General features: G+C 64.4%; 18 protein-coding genes. 10 read left to right on the top strand and 8 right to left on the bottom strand.

Annotation, left to right across the window (positions count from 1 at the left end; genetic code table 11):
* Positions 1-389 precede the first annotated feature (389 nt).
* The 3 genes from C481_RS18730 to C481_RS18720 all read left to right on the top strand — a co-directional run bounded on the left by C481_RS18730 (position 390) and on the right by C481_RS18720 (position 4,397).
* Positions 390-2,105, top strand: coding sequence for an ammonium transporter (locus C481_RS18730; protein ID WP_006110903.1), 1,716 nt, complete (start codon positions 390-392; stop codon positions 2,103-2,105).
* A 213-nt stretch (positions 2,106-2,318) separates the two neighbouring features.
* A complete protein-coding gene (gene hemL, locus C481_RS18725) occupies positions 2,319-3,665 on the top strand; it encodes a glutamate-1-semialdehyde 2,1-aminomutase (protein ID WP_006110902.1) in 1,347 nt (448 codons plus the stop codon).
* Positions 3,666-3,725: 60 nt separating this feature from the next.
* Positions 3,726-4,397, top strand: coding sequence for a hypothetical protein (locus C481_RS18720; protein ID WP_006110901.1), 672 nt, complete (start codon positions 3,726-3,728; stop codon positions 4,395-4,397).
* A gap of 52 nt (positions 4,398-4,449) precedes the next feature.
* Here C481_RS18720 and C481_RS18715 read toward each other — a convergent pair whose 3' ends face one another.
* Complete coding sequence (locus C481_RS18715; RefSeq protein WP_006110900.1) at positions 4,450-4,812, bottom strand: group I truncated hemoglobin; 363 nt, start codon at positions 4,810-4,812, stop codon at positions 4,450-4,452.
* Between the two features lie 218 nt (positions 4,813-5,030).
* Here C481_RS18715 and hemC point away from each other — a divergent pair, with 218 nt between their 5' ends.
* The 4 genes from hemC to C481_RS18695 all read left to right on the top strand — a co-directional run bounded on the left by hemC (position 5,031) and on the right by C481_RS18695 (position 9,400).
* Positions 5,031-6,167, top strand: a complete 1,137-nt coding sequence (hemC, locus tag C481_RS18710) for a hydroxymethylbilane synthase (RefSeq protein WP_006110899.1) — start codon at positions 5,031-5,033, stop codon at positions 6,165-6,167.
* Entirely contained in the window at positions 6,168-7,001 is an 834-nt protein-coding gene (gene cobA / locus C481_RS18705; RefSeq protein ID WP_006110898.1) for a uroporphyrinogen-III C-methyltransferase, read from the top strand. It begins immediately after the preceding gene.
* Positions 6,998-7,765, top strand: coding sequence for a uroporphyrinogen-III synthase (locus C481_RS18700; RefSeq protein ID WP_006110897.1), 768 nt, complete (start codon positions 6,998-7,000; stop codon positions 7,763-7,765). Before cobA ends, C481_RS18700 begins: the two co-directional genes overlap by 4 nt.
* A 90-nt stretch (positions 7,766-7,855) precedes the next feature.
* A complete protein-coding gene (locus C481_RS18695; RefSeq protein WP_006110896.1) occupies positions 7,856-9,400 on the top strand; it encodes a DHH family phosphoesterase in 1,545 nt (514 codons plus the stop codon).
* Here C481_RS18695 and C481_RS18690 read toward each other — a convergent pair.
* Together C481_RS18690 and C481_RS18685 are read right to left on the bottom strand one after the other, a co-directional pair.
* On the bottom strand, positions 9,392-10,153 hold the full coding sequence (locus C481_RS18690; protein WP_006110895.1) for a PHP-associated domain-containing protein: 762 nt from the start codon (positions 10,151-10,153) through the stop codon (positions 9,392-9,394). The genes C481_RS18695 and C481_RS18690 overlap by 9 nt on opposite strands.
* Positions 10,154-10,333: 180 nt before the next feature.
* Entirely contained in the window at positions 10,334-10,723 is a 390-nt protein-coding gene (locus tag C481_RS18685) for a hypothetical protein (protein WP_006110894.1), read from the bottom strand.
* A gap of 186 nt (positions 10,724-10,909) precedes the next feature.
* Here C481_RS18685 and C481_RS18680 point away from each other — a divergent pair, with 186 nt between their 5' ends.
* Positions 10,910-11,239: a DUF5783 family protein gene (locus C481_RS18680; protein WP_006110893.1), complete on the top strand. Its 330-nt coding sequence runs from the start codon at positions 10,910-10,912 to the stop codon at positions 11,237-11,239.
* 59 nt (positions 11,240-11,298) lie between these two features.
* On the top strand, positions 11,299-11,658 hold the full coding sequence (locus tag C481_RS18675) for a NifU family protein (protein WP_006110892.1): 360 nt from the start codon (positions 11,299-11,301) through the stop codon (positions 11,656-11,658).
* Between the two features lie 103 nt (positions 11,659-11,761).
* Here the strand turns inward: C481_RS18675 and C481_RS18670 are convergent, their stop codons facing one another.
* From C481_RS18670 to C481_RS18650, 5 genes are all read right to left on the bottom strand, one after another.
* Positions 11,762-12,667 carry a ketopantoate reductase family protein gene (locus C481_RS18670; protein ID WP_006110891.1) on the bottom strand — a complete coding sequence of 302 codons (906 nt, stop codon included), beginning with the start codon at positions 12,665-12,667 and terminating at the stop codon, positions 11,762-11,764.
* Between the two features lie 40 nt (positions 12,668-12,707).
* A complete protein-coding gene (locus tag C481_RS18665; RefSeq protein ID WP_006110890.1) occupies positions 12,708-13,007 on the bottom strand; it encodes a DUF7130 family rubredoxin-like protein in 300 nt (99 codons plus the stop codon).
* Positions 13,008-13,269: 262 nt separating this feature from the next.
* On the bottom strand, positions 13,270-13,482 hold the full coding sequence (locus C481_RS18660; RefSeq protein ID WP_006110889.1) for a hypothetical protein: 213 nt from the start codon (positions 13,480-13,482) through the stop codon (positions 13,270-13,272).
* Between the two features lie 462 nt (positions 13,483-13,944).
* On the bottom strand, positions 13,945-17,796 hold the full coding sequence (locus tag C481_RS18655) for a DNA polymerase II large subunit (protein WP_006110888.1): 3,852 nt from the start codon (positions 17,794-17,796) through the stop codon (positions 13,945-13,947).
* Between the two features lies 1 nt (position 17,797).
* The gene (locus C481_RS18650; RefSeq protein WP_006110887.1) at positions 17,798-18,217 is read right to left on the bottom strand and encodes a PPC domain-containing DNA-binding protein; all 420 of its coding nucleotides are present in this window, start codon (positions 18,215-18,217) and stop codon (positions 17,798-17,800) included.
* 608 nt (positions 18,218-18,825) lie between these two features.
* Here C481_RS18650 and C481_RS18645 point away from each other — a divergent pair.
* Positions 18,826-20,442, top strand: coding sequence for an ABC transporter substrate-binding protein (locus tag C481_RS18645; RefSeq protein ID WP_006110886.1), 1,617 nt, complete (start codon positions 18,826-18,828; stop codon positions 20,440-20,442).
* Positions 20,443-20,468: the final 26 nt, after the last annotated feature.

The following is a 20,468-nucleotide window of genomic DNA, read 5'->3' as shown; positions in this document are numbered from 1 at the left end:
TTCGGACGAACGTCCAACCGATGTCTCCATCTGCCGAACGGGTGGCAACATCTGCCGCGCGTGCGGTGTCGTGACACAATTTGTCGTCATCTCGGTACGATACGCGACAGATCGCCGTTAGTTCGAGTTCACGAACGCCGGATAGATACCCGCGAGACGAAAAAGACACAAAATCCAATACCCTTATACACATTAAACCACCTTTAGATTTGTTCGGCTGCCCCTATTATCCGCCGATTTTTAGACGAACATCAACGCTAATCCTTATATATAGCTAGTCCATCGAGGATAGACGTGATTCAGAACATAACCACGAAGTTGATTGGATGGGACGTGGACATATGTCTACAAATACGGAACGGTAGTGCGTGGACGGAGGTGAGCGGATGATGGAGTCGATGGTGCTCCAAACCGAGCCCGATGCGTTGATGGAGGCGATCAATTACACGTGGATTCTCGTCGTCACGTTCCTGATCTTCTTCATGCACGCCGGCTTCGCCATGCTCGAGGCAGGGCAGGTGCGCTCGAAGAACGTTGCAAACCAGCTGACGAAGAACTTGCTGACCTGGAGCGTCGGCGTAACGGTGTTCTTCCTCGTCGGTATCGGCGTCGAAAGCGCGGTCGCCGGCGCGGGGTTCGAGCCCGCGTTCACGGGTGATGGGACGGGGTGGATCGACTGGCTGTACGGCGCCGTCTTCGCGATGACGGCGGCGACCATCGTCTCGGGAGCCGTCGCCGGCCGTGCGAAGCTCCGCGCGTACGTCACCTACACGTTCCTGCTGGCCGCAGTCATCTATCCGGTCGTCACCGGGATCACCTGGGCCGGCGGGTACATCGAGACGCTCACGGGCACGCCGTTCTCGGACTTCGCGGGCGGGATGATCGTCCACGGCATGGGCGGTATCGCCGGCCTCACCGCCGCGTGGATCCTCGGTCCGCGCATGGACCGGTACAACAGTGACGGCACCGCGAACGTCATTCCCGGTCACTCGCTCACGTTCGCCGTCCTCGGAACGTTGATCCTCGCCTTCGGCTGGTACGGCTTCAACGTCGGGACGTCGGCGATCTTCTCCGAGGAGGGCGCGTTCCTCGGCGAGCAGCTCGGTCGCGTCGCCATGACGACGACGATCGCGATGGCCTGCGGTGCGATGGGTGCGGGACTCGTCGCGTGGCTCAAGACGGGGAAGGTCGACACGCTATACGTCGCGAACGGACTGCTCGCCGGGCTGGTCGGGATCACCGCGATTCCGGACGCCTCGACCTGGTGGGGTGCGTTTCTCGTCGGCGGTCTCGCCGGGGCGCAACTCCCGCTCGTCTTCGGATTCGTCGAAAACTACCTGAAGATCGACGACGTCTGTGCGGTCTTCCCCGTCCACGGCTCCGCGGGCGTCCTCGGCACGCTGCTGTTCCCGCTCGTCGCAACGTCGGGATACATGGCGGATCTCGGTGCGACCCGCACCGAGGCGTTCATCGCTCAGTTCGCCGGCGTCGCCGTCATCGCCGTCTGGACGGTCGCCGCGACCGCTGCGATCTGGTTCGTGTTCAAAGCCGCCGGACAGGCCCGCGTCACGCCCGAACACGAACGCGACGGCCTCGACGTCTCCGAACACGGCGTCGACACCTACCCCGAGTTCGGCCAGCCGGACGTGGCCACCGACGGCAGCGGAACCGTCTCGGACGTTCGAACCGACGGCGGCAGCCCAGCGCGTGCAGGCGACGCTGAGCCAGAAATCCGGACCGACGGGGGCAAGCCAAACGGTGGCGAGATCAAGATGGTCACCGCGATCATCCGCCCCGACCGCCTCGGCAAGGTCAAACAGGCGCTCGCCGAAGCGGGCGCACCGTCGCTGACCGTCACCAACGTCTCCGGTCGCGGCTCCCAGCCCGCAAAGAAGGGCCAGTGGCGCGGCGAGGAGTACACGGTCGACCTCCACCAGAAGGTCAAAATCGAGTGCGTCGTCGCCGACATCCCCGCCGACGACGTTATCGACGCAATTAGCGAGGGCGCACACACCGGCGAACCCGGTGACGGGAAAATCTTCGTGACGCCCGTCGAGAGCGCCTACCAGATCCGCACCGGAAAGACCGGTTCGGACGCCGTCTGAACCGACAACCGACACGACGTGGGTCTGAACTCGGGGGAGGGACGGACCCACGCCGGCTACCGGACAGCCAGTCTCCGGATGGCAGGATGTCACGGGGACCAGGATATCACGGGGGTGCCTGTTTTCGTTCACCAATCGTTCAACGGCGTCGTAATCGGAGGCCGTCAGTCGAACCTCGGTACTACTTTGCCGTTCCGTTACCTAGGCCCGCGCATGACCGACGACAACTCGCGTGCGCTGTACGACCGGGCGCTCTCCGTGATGCCCGGCGGCGTGAACTCCGCCGTTCGTGCGGCGATCGAACCCTATCCGTTCTTCGTCCAGAAAGGCGACCGCGGCCACGTCATCGACGCCGACGGCAACCGCTACATCGACTGGGTCATGGGCCTCGGCCCGCTGCTGCTCGGCCACAACCTCCCCGAATCCGTCCAGGCCGGCATCCAGCAGAAAGCCAGCGAAGGACCGATGTACGGCACCCCCACCGAAATCGAGGTCGACCTCGCCGAGTTCGTCGTCCGCCACGTCCCGAGCGTCGAAAAGATCCGCTTCGTGAACTCGGGAACCGAGGCGACGACCTCCGCGGTCCGACTCGCGCGCGGCTATACGGGCCGGAACAAGATCGTCGTCATGCAGGGCGGCTACCACGGGGCCCAGGAGTCGACGCTGGTCGAGGGCGACGCCGAGAGCCCAACGCCCTCCTCGGCGGGGATTCCGCAGGCCTTCGCCGAGCACACCCTCCCGGTGCCGTTCAACGACGAGGACGCGATGCGCGAGGTCTTCGAGAAACACGGCGAGGACATCGCGGCCGTTCTCACGGAGCCGATCCTCGGCAACCACGGCATCGTCTACCCCGAAGACGGCTACCACGAGTTCGTCCGCGAGATCACGACCGAGTACGGTGCCTTACACATCTTCGACGAAGTCATCACCGGCTTCCGCGTCGGCGGCCTCGGCTGTGCCCAGAGTGAGTTCGGCGTCACGCCCGATCTCACCACCTTCGGGAAGATCATCGGCGGCGGCTTCCCGGTCGGCGCGATCGGCGGCCGCGCCGAGATTATCGAGCACTTCACGCCCGCCGGCGACGTCTTCCAGGCCGGCACCTTCTCCGGCCACCCCGTCACGATGGCCGCCGGCCTCGAGACGCTGCAGTTCGCCGCCGAAAACGACGTGTACGCGCACGTCAACGACCTGGGCGAACAGCTTCGCAGCGGCCTCACCGACATCGTCGCCGACCAGGCCCCGAGTTACACCGTCACCGGGACGGACAGCATGTTCAAGGTGATATTCACCCGCGAGGGGCCGGGGCGCGACGAACTCGACGGCCAGTGTCCGGCCGGCTCCCGACAGGACCCCGACTGCCCGCGCTACGAGTTCAGTCCGAAGGACGCGGGCGACGTGAAAGCCGCCGAAAGCGACCGCTGGCGGCGCATCTTCTGGGGGCAGATGAAAGAGCAGGGCGTGTTCCTCTCGCAGAACCAGTTCGAGTGTCAGTTCGTCAGCTACGGACACATCGAAGCGGACGTCGAGGACACGCTCGAAGCGTATAAGGACGCGCTGTAAGTCGATCGCGGCGACGCGACGACGAACTGTTATGAGGCGGGGCGTGGTTCGATACCGCAGGTGTCGACGACCCGAGCCGACCGCGACTGGGCGCGCATCTTGGAGCACCTCCTGTATCTCGTCCCCCCCGTCGCCGGGGTCGGTATCGTCGGCGTGCTACGGGAACTCGAAGTCGGCGTTCCCGGCCTCGATCAGGTGCTGCTCCTGCTCGGAACGGGCGGCTATACGGTCCTCACGATCGGGATCACGGTCGCGATCGTCTGTGATGCGAGCCGCGTTCGGCGGCGGCCGAAAGCGAGCGGCAACTGGCGGCCCCGGCCCTGGCTCAACGGGCTCTTCGCGCTCGTCTGGGCCCCCGTCGCGGGCGTGGTCTATCTGGCCCGGCGACACAGATACTTCGGGACGCCGCCGGGGTGGTCCGGCTGGTGGCTCCTCGTTCTGGGCTCGCTGGTGGCGACGCTCCTCGGTGCAGCCGTCGCAGCCATCGCGTACGTTCTCGTGATTCCAGGGCTGATCACGGCTGCGATCGGGCTGGCGAGCACGGTCGTCGTCGGCTCGTTCCCGGTCGCGATCCACCGGGATGCGGCGTACGTCTGCACGCAGCCGAACTCGTGGCGGCCGAACCCCGGGGTCTACCTGGGGCTCGCGTTTCTGAGTCTCCCCGTCGCGCCGCTGCAACCGCTCCTTGCGGGGTACTATCTGTACAAGCGCCGAACGGTAGTGAGCGAGTGAGAAGGTACACCCACACCCCCGCCAGAGCAATCGGCCAGGACGCGAAGACGATTCAATCGGCCGTGACGATCGCGTCCTCGTAACTGCCGAACTCCGCGAGGACGGCCTCCCGGTCGGCTTCGTCGACGTCGAACTCGGCCAGCGTGTCGTCCAGGTGCGTCGCGATGGCGTCGAAGTCGGCCCGACCGACGTCGAGATCGGCGTGCACGGACGCCATATCCGCGCCCGTGTACTCGACCGGGCCGCCCGTGACCGCGCTGAGGAACTGCGCTTGATGGGCGCGCTGTTGTTGCATGTCGACGTCCTCGAAGAAGGGGGCGAGGCGCTCGTCGGCGAGAACGCGATCGTAAAAGCGGTCGACGACGACGGTCAGCGCGTCCTCGCCGCCGAGGCGCGTATAGAGCGTCTCTGTCATCTGGATCGATATTATCGCCGGTTGATCATAAGTGGCGCCCCGAACATGTTACTCGAACCCGGACAATTCGCCCGTTGTCGGCCGCTGTGGCCGGCTTCTACGACTACCCACGACATTCGTGACGATTCAGTCAGCCCCTATGGCGGCCCGGGACCGGACAGTGTGGCCAGCGTCGGACAAGCGTGCGCTTTTCATACCTCAGGCGAGGACTACTCTTTATGAGAACGCGTGGGACGTTGCGACTGGCGACACGGGGATCGGCCCTCGCCCGCCGCCAGGCCGCACTCGTGAAAGAAGCCCTCGAGAACCGCCGGTACGAGGTCGAACTCGTGACCGTCGAAACGACCGGCGACCAGATCCGAGACGAACTCATTCACCGCCTCGGCAAGACCGGTGCCTTCGTCCGCGAACTCGACGAGCGGGTCCTCGACGGCGACCTCGACGGCGCGGTCCACTCGATGAAGGACATGCCGACCGAACAGCCCGACGAACTCGTCACCGCCGCCATCCCCGAGCGGGGCCGCCCGGGCGACCTCCTCGTCACGCCCGACGGATCGCCACTCGCGGACCTTCCGGACGGCGCGACCGTCGGTACCTCGAGTCTCCGCCGGCGCGCACAACTCCTGTCCGAACGGCCGGACCTCACCGTCGAACCGCTCCGCGGCAACGTCGACACTCGCCTCGAGAAACTCCTCGCACCCGCGCTGCAGGCCGAACACCAGGAACGCAGCGAGGCCGACAAAGAACGGAAAGGAAATACGGGTAACGAGGACTTCGAGCCCGAGTACGACCGCACCGTCGACGAGTGGTTCGACGACCTCTCCGAACTCGAAAAGCAGGCCCTCGGCCGCGAGGTCGACACCGAGTACGACGCCATCGTCCTCGCACAGGCCGGCCTCGAACGCAGCGGCCTCACCCACTACGTCGACACCCAGGAACTTCCGACAACGACGTTCGTCCCCGCACCGGGACAGGGCGCACTCGCCGTCACCGCGACCGACGGCGAAACCGCACGCGAGATCCAATCCGCGATCGACCACCCGCGCAGCCGCGTCGAAACGACCGTCGAGCGAACCATCCTCGCCGAACTCGGCGGCGGCTGCATCGCCCCGATCGGCATCTACGCGATCGTCCAGGGCGAGTTCGTCCACACGAGCGTGACCGTCTTCGACCGCGACGGCGAGGAATCGGTGACGGCGACCCGCGACCTGCCGATCGAAACCCACGCCGAAGCGGCCCGCGAGTTCGCCGCTGAACTCGCCGACCAGGGCGCCGCGGCGTTGATCGACACGGCGCGCGAGGACGCCGACGGAGGCGCTGCACCGAATCAGGAGGACCAGCCGGAGGGGAAGTAGATGGGGCGCACGGCCGAATCCGAGTCCGGCTCCGAACTCGAACTCGAACCCGGCACCGTCTTCCTCGTCGGCAGCGGTCCCGGCGATCCCGACCTGCTCACGGTCAAGGCAAAACGCCTCCTCGAATCGGCGGACGTCGTCCTCCACGACAAGCTCCCGGGGCCGGAGATCATCGAAATGCTCCCCGAGGACCGCCGCGAGGACGTCGGCAAGCGCGCCGGCGGCGAGCGCACGCCCCAGTCGGAGATCAACGAGCGACTGGTCGAACTCGCCCGCGAGGGCAAGTCCGTCGTGCGGCTCAAGGGCGGCGATTCGTTCGTCTTCGGCCGCGGCGGCGAGGAGGCCGAGCACCTCGCGGCCCACGAGATTCCGTTCGAGGTCGTTCCCGCCGTCACGTCCGCGATCGCGGCACCCGCCGTCGCCGGAATCCCGGTCACCCACCGCGACCACGCCTCGTCGGTCTCCTTCGTCACCGGCCACGAGGACCCGACGAAGGCCGAATCGTCCGTCGACTGGGACGCGCTGGCCGCGACCGGCGGCACCATCGTCGTCCTGATGGGCGTCGGTCGACTGCCGGATTACACGGCCGCGCTTCGGGAGGCCGGCATGGCCCCCGAGACGCCGGTCGCGCTCGTCGAACGCGGCACCTGGCCCGGCCAGCGCGTCGCCACGGGAACGCTCGAAACCATCGTCGACGTGCGCGATGAGAAGGACATCTCGCCGCCGGCCGTGACCGTGATCGGCGACGTTGCGGGTACCCGCGAGCCGGTCGTCGAGTTCATCCGGAACGAGTACGGCGAGGCGGCCGACGGCGGGGCCGGAGGAGACCGATGAGCGACGCCGAATCGGCCGAAACAGCGGCGGCACCCACCGTCGCCGTCTTCCGCCCCGACGACGAGCGTCTCGCGGTGGCGACCGACCGCCTCGAATCCCTCGGCGTCAGACCGCTTCCGGACCCGATGCTCGCCGTCGAGCCGACCGACGCCGTCCCGCGAACCGACGCCGACTACGCCGTCCTCACGAGCAAGACCGGCGCCGAACTCGTCGCCGACGCGGGCTGGGACCCCGGCGACGCGACCGTCTGTGCGATCGGCTCCGCGACGGCCGACGCGCTCCGCGAGGCAGGCTACGCGGTGGATCGCGTCCCCGACAAGTTCACCTCGAGCGGCCTCGTCGCCGAACTCGCCGCGGAGATCGACGGCGCGCGCGTCGAGGTCGCTCGCAGCGACCACGGCAGCGACGTGTTGCTCGAGGGCTTCGAGAACGCGGGCGCGTACTGCCACGAAACCGTCCTCTACCGGTTGGTCCGCCCCGAGGGCAGCGGCGCGTCGACCGCCGCGGCCGCCGCGGGTGAACTCGATGGGGCCTGTTTCACCTCGTCGCTGACCGTCGCACACTTCCTCGAGGCCGCCGCGGAACGGGGCGTTCGCGAGGAGGCGCTCGCGGGACTCGACGAAGCCGTCGTCGGCGTCATCGGCGAACCGACCGCCGCGACAGCGGCCGAATACGAACTCGACGTCGATCTCGTCGCGAGCGAGGCAACTTTCGAGACGCTGGCCCGCGAGACGGTCGACGCCGTGACCGGACGGAATCGCTGATCGATCGGACGCGCACACGCACACGAATACGGACCCCGCTGCGAGCCGAGGACCGCACGTTTATCCCCGAAGCCGACCCACACTCGACCGATGGCTGGCCCGATCCCCGAACTCGCGGAACGCGCGACCGAGTGCGCACGGCGGCTCACCGACGCCGAGCGCGTCCTGCTCGCCTCCCACATCGACGCCGACGGACTGACGAGCGCCGCGATCGCCTCGCAGGCGCTCGAGCGCGCGGATATTCCCTTCGAAACCGTCTTCGAGAAACAACTCGACGCGGACGCGATCGCCGCAATCGCGGCGACCGAGTACGACACCGTCCTCTTTACGGACTTCGGGAGCGGCCAGCTCGACGAAATCACCGTCCACGAGGGCGAGGGCGCGTTCACGCCCGTCATCGCGGACCACCACCAGCCGGCCGACAGCGAAACGCACTATCATCTCAACCCGCTCCTGTTCGGCATCGACGGGGCGTCGGAGCTCTCCGGCGCAGGCGCGAGTTACGTACTTTCACGGGCACTCGCGGACGTTTCGGGGCAGACGGCGGAGCGGACGATGACGACGGACGGCGGCGGATCCGCCGCCCGCGCCGACAACCGCGACCTCGCGGCCCTCGCCGTCGTCGGCGCGGTCGGGGACATGCAAGCCTCGGGCGGCGAACTCCACGGCGCGAACGAGCAAATCGTCGCCGAGGGCGTCGAAGCCGGCGTCATCGAAACCAGCACGGATCTCGCGCTCTACGGCAAACAGACCCGCCCGCTCCCGAAACTCCTCGAGTACGCCACCGACGTCCGCATCCCCGGAATTTCGGGCAGCGAACGCGGCGCGCTCTCGTTTCTGGACGACCTCGATCTCGAGTTGAAACGGACGGGTGACGGGGACGGCACCGGCGACGGCAACTGGCGGCGCTGGGCGGAACTCTCCGGCGACGAAAAGCAAACCGTCGCCAGCGCCCTCGTCAAACGCGCCGTCTCCCGCGGCGTCCCCGCCTCGAAGATCGACCAACTCGTCGGCACCGCCTACGTCCTCAGCGCGGAACCCGTCGGGACCGAACTCCGCGACGCCAGCGAGTTCTCGACGCTGCTCAACGCGACCGCGCGCTACGACCGCGCCGACGTCGGCCTCGGCGTCTGTCTCGGCGACCGTGACGAGGCCCTGGATCGAGCCCGCACCCTCCTACGAGATCACCGACGAAACCTCTCGAACGGCATCGAACTCGTCACCGAGGAGGGCGTCACCCACGCGGAGCACGTCCAGTGGTTCCACGCGGAGGATCGCATCCGGGAGACCATCGTCGGCATCGTCGCCGGGATGGCGATGGGCAACGCAGGCATCAGCCGCTCGAAGCCGATCATCGCCTTCGCCGACAAGCGCGACGAGCCAGATCCGGATGCGCCAGATCAGAACGATTCGGAAGGGCGCGAGCAAAACCAGAAGGTCAAAGTCTCGGCTCGCGGCACACACGGTCTGGTTCGTCAGGGCCTCGACCTCTCGGTCGTGATGGGTGAAGCCGCGCGGGCCGTCGGCGGCGACGGCGGCGGCCACAACGTGGCGGCCGGCGCAACCGTCCCGAAGGGCAACGAACAGGCGTTCGTCGACCGCGCCGACGAACTCGTCGGCGACCAGCTATCCTGACCGCTCCATCGACGCCGGGACCGTCGGCACGAGCGGCGCGTGCGATGTCAGCACGAACGCTGACTTCCGAACCGCTCCCTTGGCGTACTGCACCGAACTCTTGTGGATCGGCGTTCGCTTCCCTCGAATCTGCGTCCGGCCCTCGAGAATGGCCTCGACGAGGTCCTCACCGTTAATATCGGCCTTTGTCGGCGTTCCGTTGTCCGTTTCGGGTGTCACGCGTACCTCGGTGTATGCCCTCCCGACGTTTGGCAGGTAGTGTGCGTCACTTGCGCCGATTTCAGGGTACTCACGCCGGCGAGCGAACGTCCGCGCGCGGCGATTCCGGTAGCCGGTAAAGAGCATCGAGTTGTAGGTCTCGATCGCATCTGCATCCCGGATACGGCGTTTGCGAACACCGTGGCGACTTCGCTGGAACGGATGCGGAACGATCGCGATGCCGCCGAGTTCTCGAACGGCGGCGACAGTGTCCATGAACGGCTGGCCGGGGTCGGGGCGTTCCTCGACGCCGATTGCGAGCAGATGGCCGTGCCGCGTCGACACCTCGACGCCCGGAATCCCGAGTAGCCCGTACTCGGGGGCAAGCGCAGCGGCGCGGCGCGATTCACCGATTTCGTCGTGGTCGGTAATAACGACCCCGTCGAGATCGATGTCGGCAGCGTGTTCGAGAATGAGTTCGACCGGCTCGTGGCCGTCGTAGGAGTCGTCCGAGTGAACGTGAAAGTCGATCGTGAAGGGAATCGGCGCTGTCATGGGGACCGGGGATGCACACGTGTACTGCCGATGGAAGCTTAAACACTCGGTTACGAGCGGGACCGAACAGACCACCCATTTTATATCGCAACATGGGATTTATTGCTAATGTAGCACCCGATTATACGAGACGGGCAACGTTCATAGGCGATTACACGGCAACCGAGCCGTCGCGCACAATCAGCCCGGCGTAGACCGGTTCTCCGGGACGAAATCCGAAAACGAGATGTCGCGCAGCGTTTCCATCACTTCGATCGGATCCGTCGGTCGCTCGACCGAATCGTGAACCCGATTCATACACTTGAGCAAGCCGCTGACTGCAGCACTGCGGGTCGAGACGCGAGCGATCGCCTCGGAAACCGCCCGGTCGCCGAGCAGATACCGGTAGCGAAGTTCCCAGTACCCGCAGAGTCCAAAGCCAGGATGAGACTTCGCCGCTTCCGTCCGATTAGCCACCAACACGATCGAGAACCGATCATGATGGTACGCAAACCGACCGTCGTCGTACTCGGTCGGCCCCCACTCCGGCGGCAGTTTCTCCCAGGGAATGGGGTGGGTATCGAGTGGCATAGCTGACAATATCGCTACTGGTGAAGGTGTGCGTTCCGCTTGCGTACGCACGCCATCTGTAGGGACCCCCTACAATGTCAACGAATCGGCAGTCGCCGAAACGAGCGGCTACTTCAATACAGACCGGTACGAACACCGGCCGGGCCAACCGTCCGACTTTTGTCCTCACTCGCGTTCGAATACGATATGGCAGACACGAACACCGAGTTCGATCCCGAAAAATTCGAGGACAAGTACGCGAACTACTTCCCCGAACTCCAACAAGCCTACAAGAACGCGTTCAACCGGATGAACGACCGCTACGACTCCGAACTCGTCCACGCAATCGACCAACAGGTGTTAAACGAAAGCGAACCCTTCTACGACGGCGACGGCGAGTTCCACGTCGAACTCCCCGACGACCCCTACAACCGACTTACCGGCACTATCGTCGAACAGGACCGATTCGAAGACGTTCTAGACAGCCACGTCGACGCTATCGAAACTGAACTCGAACGCGTCTTCGGATTCGCCTGAGCGGCGCGACGAAGGGGACCGACGGAAGGTTTAGGGAGGCTCAGCCCTAACGGCGAGATATGAGTACCGAAACCCAAGGCGGAGACGACCTCGAAGACCGCGTCGCGAACTTCCTGCGACGGAACTTCCCACAGATCCAGATGCACGGCGGGAGTGCGGCGATTCAGGATCTCGACCGTGAAACGGGTGAAGTCTCGATCGCCCTCGGCGGTGCCTGCAGTGGCTGCGGGATCTCGCCGATGACGATCCAGGCGATCAAGAGCCGGATGGTCAAAGAGATCCCCGAAATCGAGCAAGTCAACGCCCAGACCGGAATGGGCGGCGGCGACGACATGGGCGGTGGCATGAGCCCATCGTTCCCCGGCGAAACCGTCGACGACGACGGCGAGACCGACGAAGGTCCCGAAGCGCCGTTCTAATCGCGTCACCGGCGCCCCTCAGCGCCCCCCAGTGTCGCCCAGCGTACGACCCGGATACGTCGGTGCTGACCGTTGACCGCTGATTCGACCGTTCCTTCCGCTTCTATCGAAACCCACAGTCGTGCTCCCAGGTACGGAGTAACGCAGTGAGTGTCCGATTCGCCGGTACCGACACACCCAGTTCATCGGCGCGCTCGACCACATAGCCGTTGATAGCGTCGATCTCCGTCCGCCGGCCCGCACGGACATCCTGAGCCATCGAAGACGAGTTCAGCGCGGTCTGTCGCGCCACGCGGGTCATCGTCTTAACGGCCGTCTCGTCCGAGAGGGAAACGCCGTCAGCCCGGGCGACCCGAGCCGTCTCCCGGGCGGCTGTTCGGGCGAGTTCAGTAGCAGGATCGGCGAGAACGGCCTCGTTTTTCGTTCCGGTAAGCGCCGTTAGCGGATTGATACCGGCGTTAACAGCGAGTTTCCGCCAGAGACGAGTCGGCATATCACTCGCAACGGTCGTTTCGAGCGGGCTCAGCGCGAATGCCTCGCCGACGCGGTCGGCAAGTGGGGTCGACCCACCGGACCGCGGGCCGAGAGTAACCTCACCCAGTCCGGTGCACTCGACGACGCCGGGCTCGCGCAATAGCGCTCCGTAGGTTGCCGTTCCGGCCAGGACGGGAACGTCAAGCCGGCCTGCGAGCGTCGCTTCGTTTCCCATCCCGTTTTGGAGCGAGAGCACGGCATCGAACGAACCGGTCGCGAGCGCAGCGGCGGCTGCTTCCGTGTCGAAGGATTTGACCGTCACGACCCCGAGTTCAGCTGCGAGTTCGGTTCCGTCCGTTACCGCCGCGGGAGCGACCGTCTCGCTGAACTCGCCCGCGAGTTGCAGGCCGGCCGTCCGTACCGCACTCGCGTGTGGGTCGCGGGCAACGAGCGTCACCTCGTGTGCGCCAGGCTGTGCAAGGAGTCCACCGACGAGACTGCCGAGGCTCCCGGCTCCGAAGACCACGATCTCCATACCGGGCTGTAGCGCACCAGACGCGATAAAAACGCTCGTCTTAGTCCTCGGTCCAGTAGTACAGGTCCTCCCGCTCGGTGCCACAGGATGGACACCGCTCCGGAAGTTCGTTGTCGAGTTCGTCCATCGCTCCGCACTCGAGACAGCGCCACATCAGATGCGCCTCGCCGAACTCGTGGCCGGAGCGGACGTGTTCAATGCTCATCCCCTCGATACCGTCTCGAATCGTCACGTAGAACCCCTCCTCGTCGAAGCCGCGAATGCGACCGACGGGGGACCCATCTTCGCTGTAGACGGTGGTGCCGAAGCCGAGCCGAGGATTTTGTTGTTCCTCACTCATGTGGGTTGCTACCACTCGGAAGCGTATAAACCCAGTTCCGTACGAAGACGTCCTGAATATCCGGTTTTCGAGAGATACTCGTCTCATTGGAGATGTTCCATAAACCAATTATAGCGATACAAAAATAGGTGGCCGAAGACAGGCACGTCAGAAGTAATCGCTTGGTCGTTCAGTATCGCAGTAGGTAGTAGCGCGATTTCGGTATGCAGTCTCGGTGCTAAAATCGAAAACGGAGGTTCGGGAAGAAGGGACTTATCGGCCGTCAATCGGCGAGGTAATAGGAGTTATAGAACAGCAGCAGGCCGGTGAATGCAGCGACGAATGCCACTGCTGCAATCGCGTATGCGACTATTCCCTCAATACCTACGATGGATACGACCGTTAGCGTTGCTATTCCAGCGATAAAGAAGGCACCGACGAGGAATAAGACGTTGCCGAGGTAAGGGGGTTCATCGGCTGTTTCGTTGGGGACCATATTCGGCGATACGCGCTATTTAGCTATAGTGTTTCTGTCACTCTCTGTTAAGCAACTCTGTCCAATGCTGTACTACCTGTACGTAGCGGATGTTTGAGACCCCGTTCCGAATAACGAACTACGCTACTATCGACTACTACGATTCGCCTTCTTATGCGGGTTCATCGCGCGTTCAGCAAACTGCACACGTCCTTCTACGCATGGGTGAAGACCCACACGCTCCGGTTCGTGTGGGATCGCCGCGAAGCGTGTCTTTGTCTCCCCTCACTCAGTTCCCACTATCTGCCGCGGTTTCGGATTGCCAGTCGCACACGACCGCGAGACGAACTGTACGCTCGGAGCGCCCAGCACTCGTTGTTCGTCGACTTCCAGCGCGATCACTACATCGTGAAACACTACCGCAATACAGCGGGTATTTCGAGGAACACGAGTCCGAGATTGAGAGGCGCGGTTCGCGACCGGCTACATGAAGTCCTCGATACCCGACTGTTTGTTCTTGTCGTTCTCGAAAACACTCTCGAGTGACTTCTCGAGGACCTCTAGACGCTGCTTCGTGTAATCGCGGCAGTCGTACTCCTTTGCGACCTGAATCGCCGTCTGCATGTACTTGTTAACCGAGCCCTCGTGGACGGTGAGGTTGACCCGCCCACCGCACTCGCGACAGTCGCCGGTCAGGGGCATCCGGCGGAACTTCTCGCCGCAGTCGAGACAGCGCGTCTCCTGCCGGGAGAACGCCCGCAGGTTTCCGATCAGGTCCGGCAGGAAGTGATACTCGATCACCCGCTCTGCAACGTCGGTCTCGTCGACTGCCTCGAGCTTTCGCGAGAGTTCGAGTTGAGCGTCCATCTTGTCCATCATCGAGCCCAGGGTCTTGTACGCCGAGAGGTCGGGCCCCATCGCGATGTTCGACGTGTCGTGGGTGTGGGAGAAGCCGGTGTACTCCCCGTCAGTCCCCAGCGTGTCCTCGCCGATCTGGATATCGACCGACTCGGGATCGGCCTGCTCCAGCGTCGCGAGGTAGAACTCGCGGGGGTACTGCGAGACGATGTCCATGTTGTGGGCTTCGTCGTCGATCTCGGCGGGATCGATGCGCGAGGACATGACGAGGGGGGCGTCCATGCGCCCGCCGCGCTTATCGGGAAGGAAACTCCGACTGAAGTTAAGAAGTCCGTCCATGAGAAGCATGACACAGTCCTCGTCCCCGTCACAATTGCGTCTTTTCGCGGCGTGAAAGTACGGATGTGCGTATCCAACCGCGGCGCTCGTGAATCCAATCACTCTCCCGATAGTCGCCGCGCTCGTGTGGGGAGCCATGCCGAAGACGAGTTCGCCGACGAGATCCTGTCGGTCCTCGAATTCGTAGAACGGCTCGAGGCCGTAATATTGCTCGAGGAGGTCGTCGATGAAGTCGGCGGTCTTGAGCATGTGCTCGGCCGCGCCGTCCGAGAGGACGATATCCTGGACGTTGAGTTCGACCAGTTGGTCCTCGTGCGTAAGCGGGTCGCCGTGGACGTCCTCCGTGTACCCGAGCGCCTGCAGTTGCCCGACATCGATGTCGAGTTCGCTCGCGCGGACGGACGTGACCGGGAGGTCGGTCATGTCGTAGCGGACGGTGCCGTCCTTGAACGCCGACACGTCGTGTTTGGCCCGGAGAATTCCCTTCTCGATCGGCTCGGGGATCTTGGTCGACGAGGTCAGACCCTTGACGCCCTTGAGGATCTCGAAGGCGTTCTCGCGCTCGCCGACGGATTCGAGAGCGCTTCTGAACTCGTCGTTGATATCGATCTCGCGGGGTTCGACGCAGGTTCCATCGATCTCACAGCGGTCGCACTCGACGCGACCTGCATCGTCGGGCTCGAGAGATTGATCGCAGTCCGGACAGCGATAGTCCGGTTCGGTCCGGGTCTCACAGTCCGGACAGCGGTTCTTGAACGTCTCCGTGCCGCAGTTCGGACACTGCTGGCGGCCGATACGAAGCTCGACGACGCCGGGCGTATCCGACATCGTCTCGGCGTGTTTGGCCGCGTCGGCGACGTTTCGCTGTGCGCCGCCGGCCTCGCTGATCGGAAACAGGGTGTGGACCGGCGGGCTCAGGTCTCGGCGCTCCGACTTCTCCGGGCGGCCCATCCGGTTGCCGATCCGGGTCGGCGCGCGCTCGCGGATGTCGACGGGAGCGACCTCGTTGACCGCCTCGATGGCGTTCGCGCCGTCGGGTTCGTCCTCGTGGCTCCAGGTTCGTGCGCGCTCCGAAAGGTCGGTTTCGGTCCAGGTGCGTTCGAGTTCGATTGCGGTCGCGACGTCCATCTCGGCCGCCGTCGGATCGGTGGCCGACTCATCACCGCTCGCCGCCGACCGCGAGGCCCCGTCGGTTGCCGTCCGACGGATCTCACAGCCGAGCGAGCGCGCGAGCGGCCGCCAGTCGTCGATCTCGATCAGGTCCTCGCGCTGGCGGTGTTCGATGACGATCGTCTCGAGCGCGTCGCAAACGGCGTCGCTGAACTCGAGGACGAGCGTGTCGTCGGTGTCGGCGTCGTTGCTGTTATCGTTCCTGCCGGCCGCAGCATCGTCCTCGCTCTCGACTCGCCCCGCCGCCACCGCTTCCGCGAGCGTACAGAAGTCCGCGACGGGGAGATCGTGCCAGAGATACGTGTACTCGGGATGTAACGGCGCGTCGAAGTCGGCGGCCCACGCGAGCGCCTCCTCGGGATCGGGGTGCTCGAGATCGATCCGCGGGTCGTCCTCGAGTGCCTGTACGTCCGCGCCGGCGGCTTCGAGATCTTGAATCCACCACTCTGGCGTGTAGGAAGCGGGTGCGAGCGGGTGATTGTTCTCGATGAACTCGCCGTAGTTGACGAGGTATTCGCCGAGATCGAGGATCTTCTCGACGCCGTTTCTGATCTCCTTGGCCTCCGTCGGATCGTCGATCTGGCGGACGTCGCCGTTCGCGAGTTTGACGGTCGGTCCTTCGATGGAGTCGACGGGGACGACGCCGGCGGCCTTGCCGGGCCGTTCGGTCTTGATCTGTGTCCCGGTCGCGAGGAAGTCGTCGACGAGGTGCATCGCGGCGGGGTGGACGCCGGCGGTCGCGAAGCCGTGGTTTCGCGAGCGGCCGTAGCGAAGGCGAAAGCCGCCTTTCGCACAGGGGTGGGAGAAGACGGGGCGGCCGGCGATCAGGTCCCGAAGGAACTTCTTCGATTCGCCGACCCGCGGAGGGCCCGCTGGACCGTCCACGCCAGCCGATTCGTCCCCGTCGGCGTTCGCTGGGATGGCCTCGTCGTCTTCGGGGGGCTCGTCGTCCGTCGCGCCGTCAGCCCCCTCACTCTCGTCCTCATCGTCGGGTTCGTCTTCGGTGTCCGCGTCGGCACCGTCGCTTGTAGCCGCGTAGTTGCCGTCGATGAGATCCTGGAGCCACGGCCAGTCGACTTCGTCGAGGTTTCGCGTGTAGCGCTGGATCTTCGGTGCCTTGAGCGCGATCCCTTCACCCAACACGAGACACATGCCCCCGCGGGCGCTGTTGGTATCGACCCGCTCTAGATCGCGAAAGCCGGAGANTGGTGCCTTGAGCGCGATCCCTTCACCCAACACGAGACACATGCCCCCGCGGGCGCTGTTGGTATCGACCCGCTCTAGATCGCGAAAGCCGGAGACCTCCTCGTCGCCCGTCGCCTCCCCGTCTAGCATAATCGGGAGGTGCTTCGCGATGAATTTCGCCTCCTTGTCCTTCGGGCAGTACTGCAGACCGGTCTCCTTGTGGTAGAGGGCGATCTCCTCGGCGTACCGTTCGACTTCCTCCTCGCGAGTGTCGTACTGGTCGATGCCGACGAGCGCGCGCGTATAGTCGGCGACGAGCACCGAAAGCGCCTGTGCCGTCCCGCCAGCCGAGCGGATCGGCCCGGCGTAGTAGACGTTGACGAACTCGGTGCCGTCGTCGTTCGACAGTATTTCGACCCGGTCAATGCCCTCGATCGGAGCCGCGACGACACCCTCGGTCAACAGGGCGACCGCCGTCCGGACCGCCCCCTCGATCTTGCCGGCTTTCGTCTCGTAGTCGCCGACGCGACCCTCCGCGAAGTCCTCCGCGAGTTCGAGTGCGGCTTCCTCGCGACTCATCTCGCCTTCGAGTTCGCGAACGCGGTCGGCGACGCCGTCGATGCCGAGGATGTTCTCGACGCGGTCGGCCATGTCTCTGGCGGTCGGGATTTCGACTTCGGGTTCGGGATCGCCGCCGCGTTGCTTGGCGCGTTCGGCGACGTCGAACGCCTCGTCGAGCTGGGATTCGAGTCGGTCGAAGTACTGTTCGTCTTCCGCGCGCATTTCAGAGCCAGAGATCGAGTTCGGTAGTGTCGTCGTACTCGCGGACGAGTTCGTCCTCGAAAACGCGCATGTGGACCTCGCCGGCCCAGACGGTGGCTTCGTTCAGGTGGCCGGCGTAGGTAGTGCCGTCGGGATCGGAGAGGACGGCGTGGGTGTGGGCGAATCGCTCGTCGTCCAGCAGGGAGACGTTGCCGACGCAACTCGCGACTTCGAGCGGCTCGTCGAACTCGATCGGATAGTACTCACGCTCGTCCTGGTCGTAGAACCACAGCTCGGCGTCTTGGACGGCTCCGAGAGCGGTAAACCAGGCGGCGTCGGCCTCGACGTCGTCAGCGAGGGCCTCGATTTCGGCGCGCCAGTCCGCGCCCGTGTCGAGGCGCGCGACGTACTCGGCTGCGGTGTCGACGGCTCGGTAGTTCATACGGCGATACTGTATGTGCCGATGGAAAAAGATCACTGTTCCTGCCAACTGAACCGACAACCCGCCGCACTGAGCGGTGCCGTCTGTCGGGTGAGCCCGGCCTGTACTGTCCGTCTCGGTGCTCTGTATCGGATGGTTCGACCGGTCACCTGGGCCCGCTGCAAACGATCGCCACAGCTGAGAATGTCGGACAGAACGGCGTGGAGAGCGGTCGCTCTGCTGTGACCGTCGCCGGTGGAAACATCCGCAGAACGCACGCGCTCTAATGGGCATCGCAAACCGACGGTTTGCTCACCGGCCGCGAATTCGCGACTAACTTCGTATTGACCGCTATCCGACAGTATGAACGCAGGTCGAATGGACAAGCGTCCGTAGGAGCGGCGGAGATGTCCACATTCATCCGACGCACGACAATGCTGGTTATCAGAGCGCATTAAAAGACGTGTAAAAGCCCATTACGTCACGCGCGTCGAGAGTATCGTCATTATTCGTCCGGTTTGGGTGAGGATAACAAAGAGTCGATGACAGAGTATCTCGAGAGGATGGTACGGAAGTCACCATATGTCACCCGGCGCCGAGTTCTCGCATCGGGAACGGCGGCATCAGCGGTGGCACTCGCAGGGTGCATCGGGGGGGATGGCGATGACGACGACGGAGACGAACTCATCGATCCCGCTGACTACGATTACGAGCGGGAAGAGCCGGACGACGAGGAAGCCGCCCGTGAGAGCACGATCGAGTATACCCAGGAACTGGAACGGGACGAGGACTTCGATCCGATCCACTCCAACGACGCCTACAGCGTCCAGGTCTCGAATCTGGTGTTCGACAGCCTCTACGAGTGGGACGATGGACTCGGACTCGAGCCGAAAGTCGCCGCGGACATGCCCGACGTCGAGCGCGACGGGACGCGCTACCTCTACGAGATCAACGAGGGCATCGAGTTCCACAACGGCGAGGAACTCACCGCGAGCGACGTGGCGCACTCGTTCATGGCCTTCCAGGAAGAAGACAGCGTCAACCTGGCCCAATACGAAATGGTCGACTCCGCGGAGGTGATCGACGACTACCAGGTGCAGGTCGATCTCGCCTACCCGTACGGGCCGTGGGAGCTCCAGACGATGGCGATCTCGGTCGTTCCCGAGAGCGAGCGCGAAAGCGAATCCGACCGCGAAGCGTTCAACACGGATCCGGTCGGTTCGGGGCCGTTCGTCTTCAGCGACTTCGAGTTCAACGAGTACGTCACGTTAGAGCGCAACGAGGACTACTGGGACGAGCCACAGCCGTACCTCCAGGAGATCACGTTCGTCGATAACGTCGACGCGGCGAGCCGAATCGGCGAGATCCGGGCCGGCGACACGGACGCGATCGCCGACGTGCCGAACGACGACTGGACTGAACTCGAGGACGACGACGGCATTCGCGTCCACATCAGCGAGAGCCCGTCGTACATGCATCTGACGTTTAACTGTCGCGACGACGCGCCGACGAGCGACCCCGACGTGCGGCGGGGGATCTGTCACACCTTTTCGATGACGGATTTCGTCGAATCGCGGCTGCCGAACGTGGCACAGCCGTTGTCCGCACCGATTCCGCCGATCACCAACGAGCAGTGGGACTTCCCGCTCGACGACTGGCAGGAAGAGTACTATCCGGGATACGATCCGGATCAGGCCGAAGAACTGCTCAACGGTGCGGTAGACGACAACTGGAGCCCGACGATCGTCGCGCCTGGAGACCACCGCGGCGATCTGGCGGAGCGGATCGTCACGCGACTCAACGAGATCGGGTACGACGGCGCGCAAGCCGAAACGCTCGACTTCGGGACGCTGCTCGACCGGACCGTCTACAACGAGGACCCGAGCCCGGACGATTTCCAGGCGTACCTCCTCGGCTGGACCGGCGGACCGGATCCCGACGCGTACCTGTACAACCTCTACCACGAGAGCCAGACGGGCATCAACCAGGCGCACTTCTACGAGGGAAGCGACTCCTTCCACGACGACATCGCCGAGGCGCGTGAACTCGCCGATCAGGAGGAACGCTACGCCCTCTACGAGGGTGTCATGGTCGAGATCCTCGAGGAACTGCCGTCGCTGCCGGCGTACTCGTTCCACAACACCATGGCCTCGCGCGATTACGTCAAGGATCTGCACGCACACCCGATGGTCCAGCAGAACCCGCGCGTCGTCTCCGAGTACGGAAACGTCTGGACCGACAACTGACGCGCTCGGCGACGAGCGCGAACTCG

Origin of the sequence: Natrialba asiatica DSM 12278, from assembly GCF_000337555.1 — an archaeon.
Taxonomy (GTDB): domain Archaea; phylum Halobacteriota; class Halobacteria; order Halobacteriales; family Natrialbaceae; genus Natrialba; species Natrialba asiatica.
Note: the sequence above shows the minus strand (reverse complement) of the source record. Positions and strands in the feature narration are given on the sequence as shown.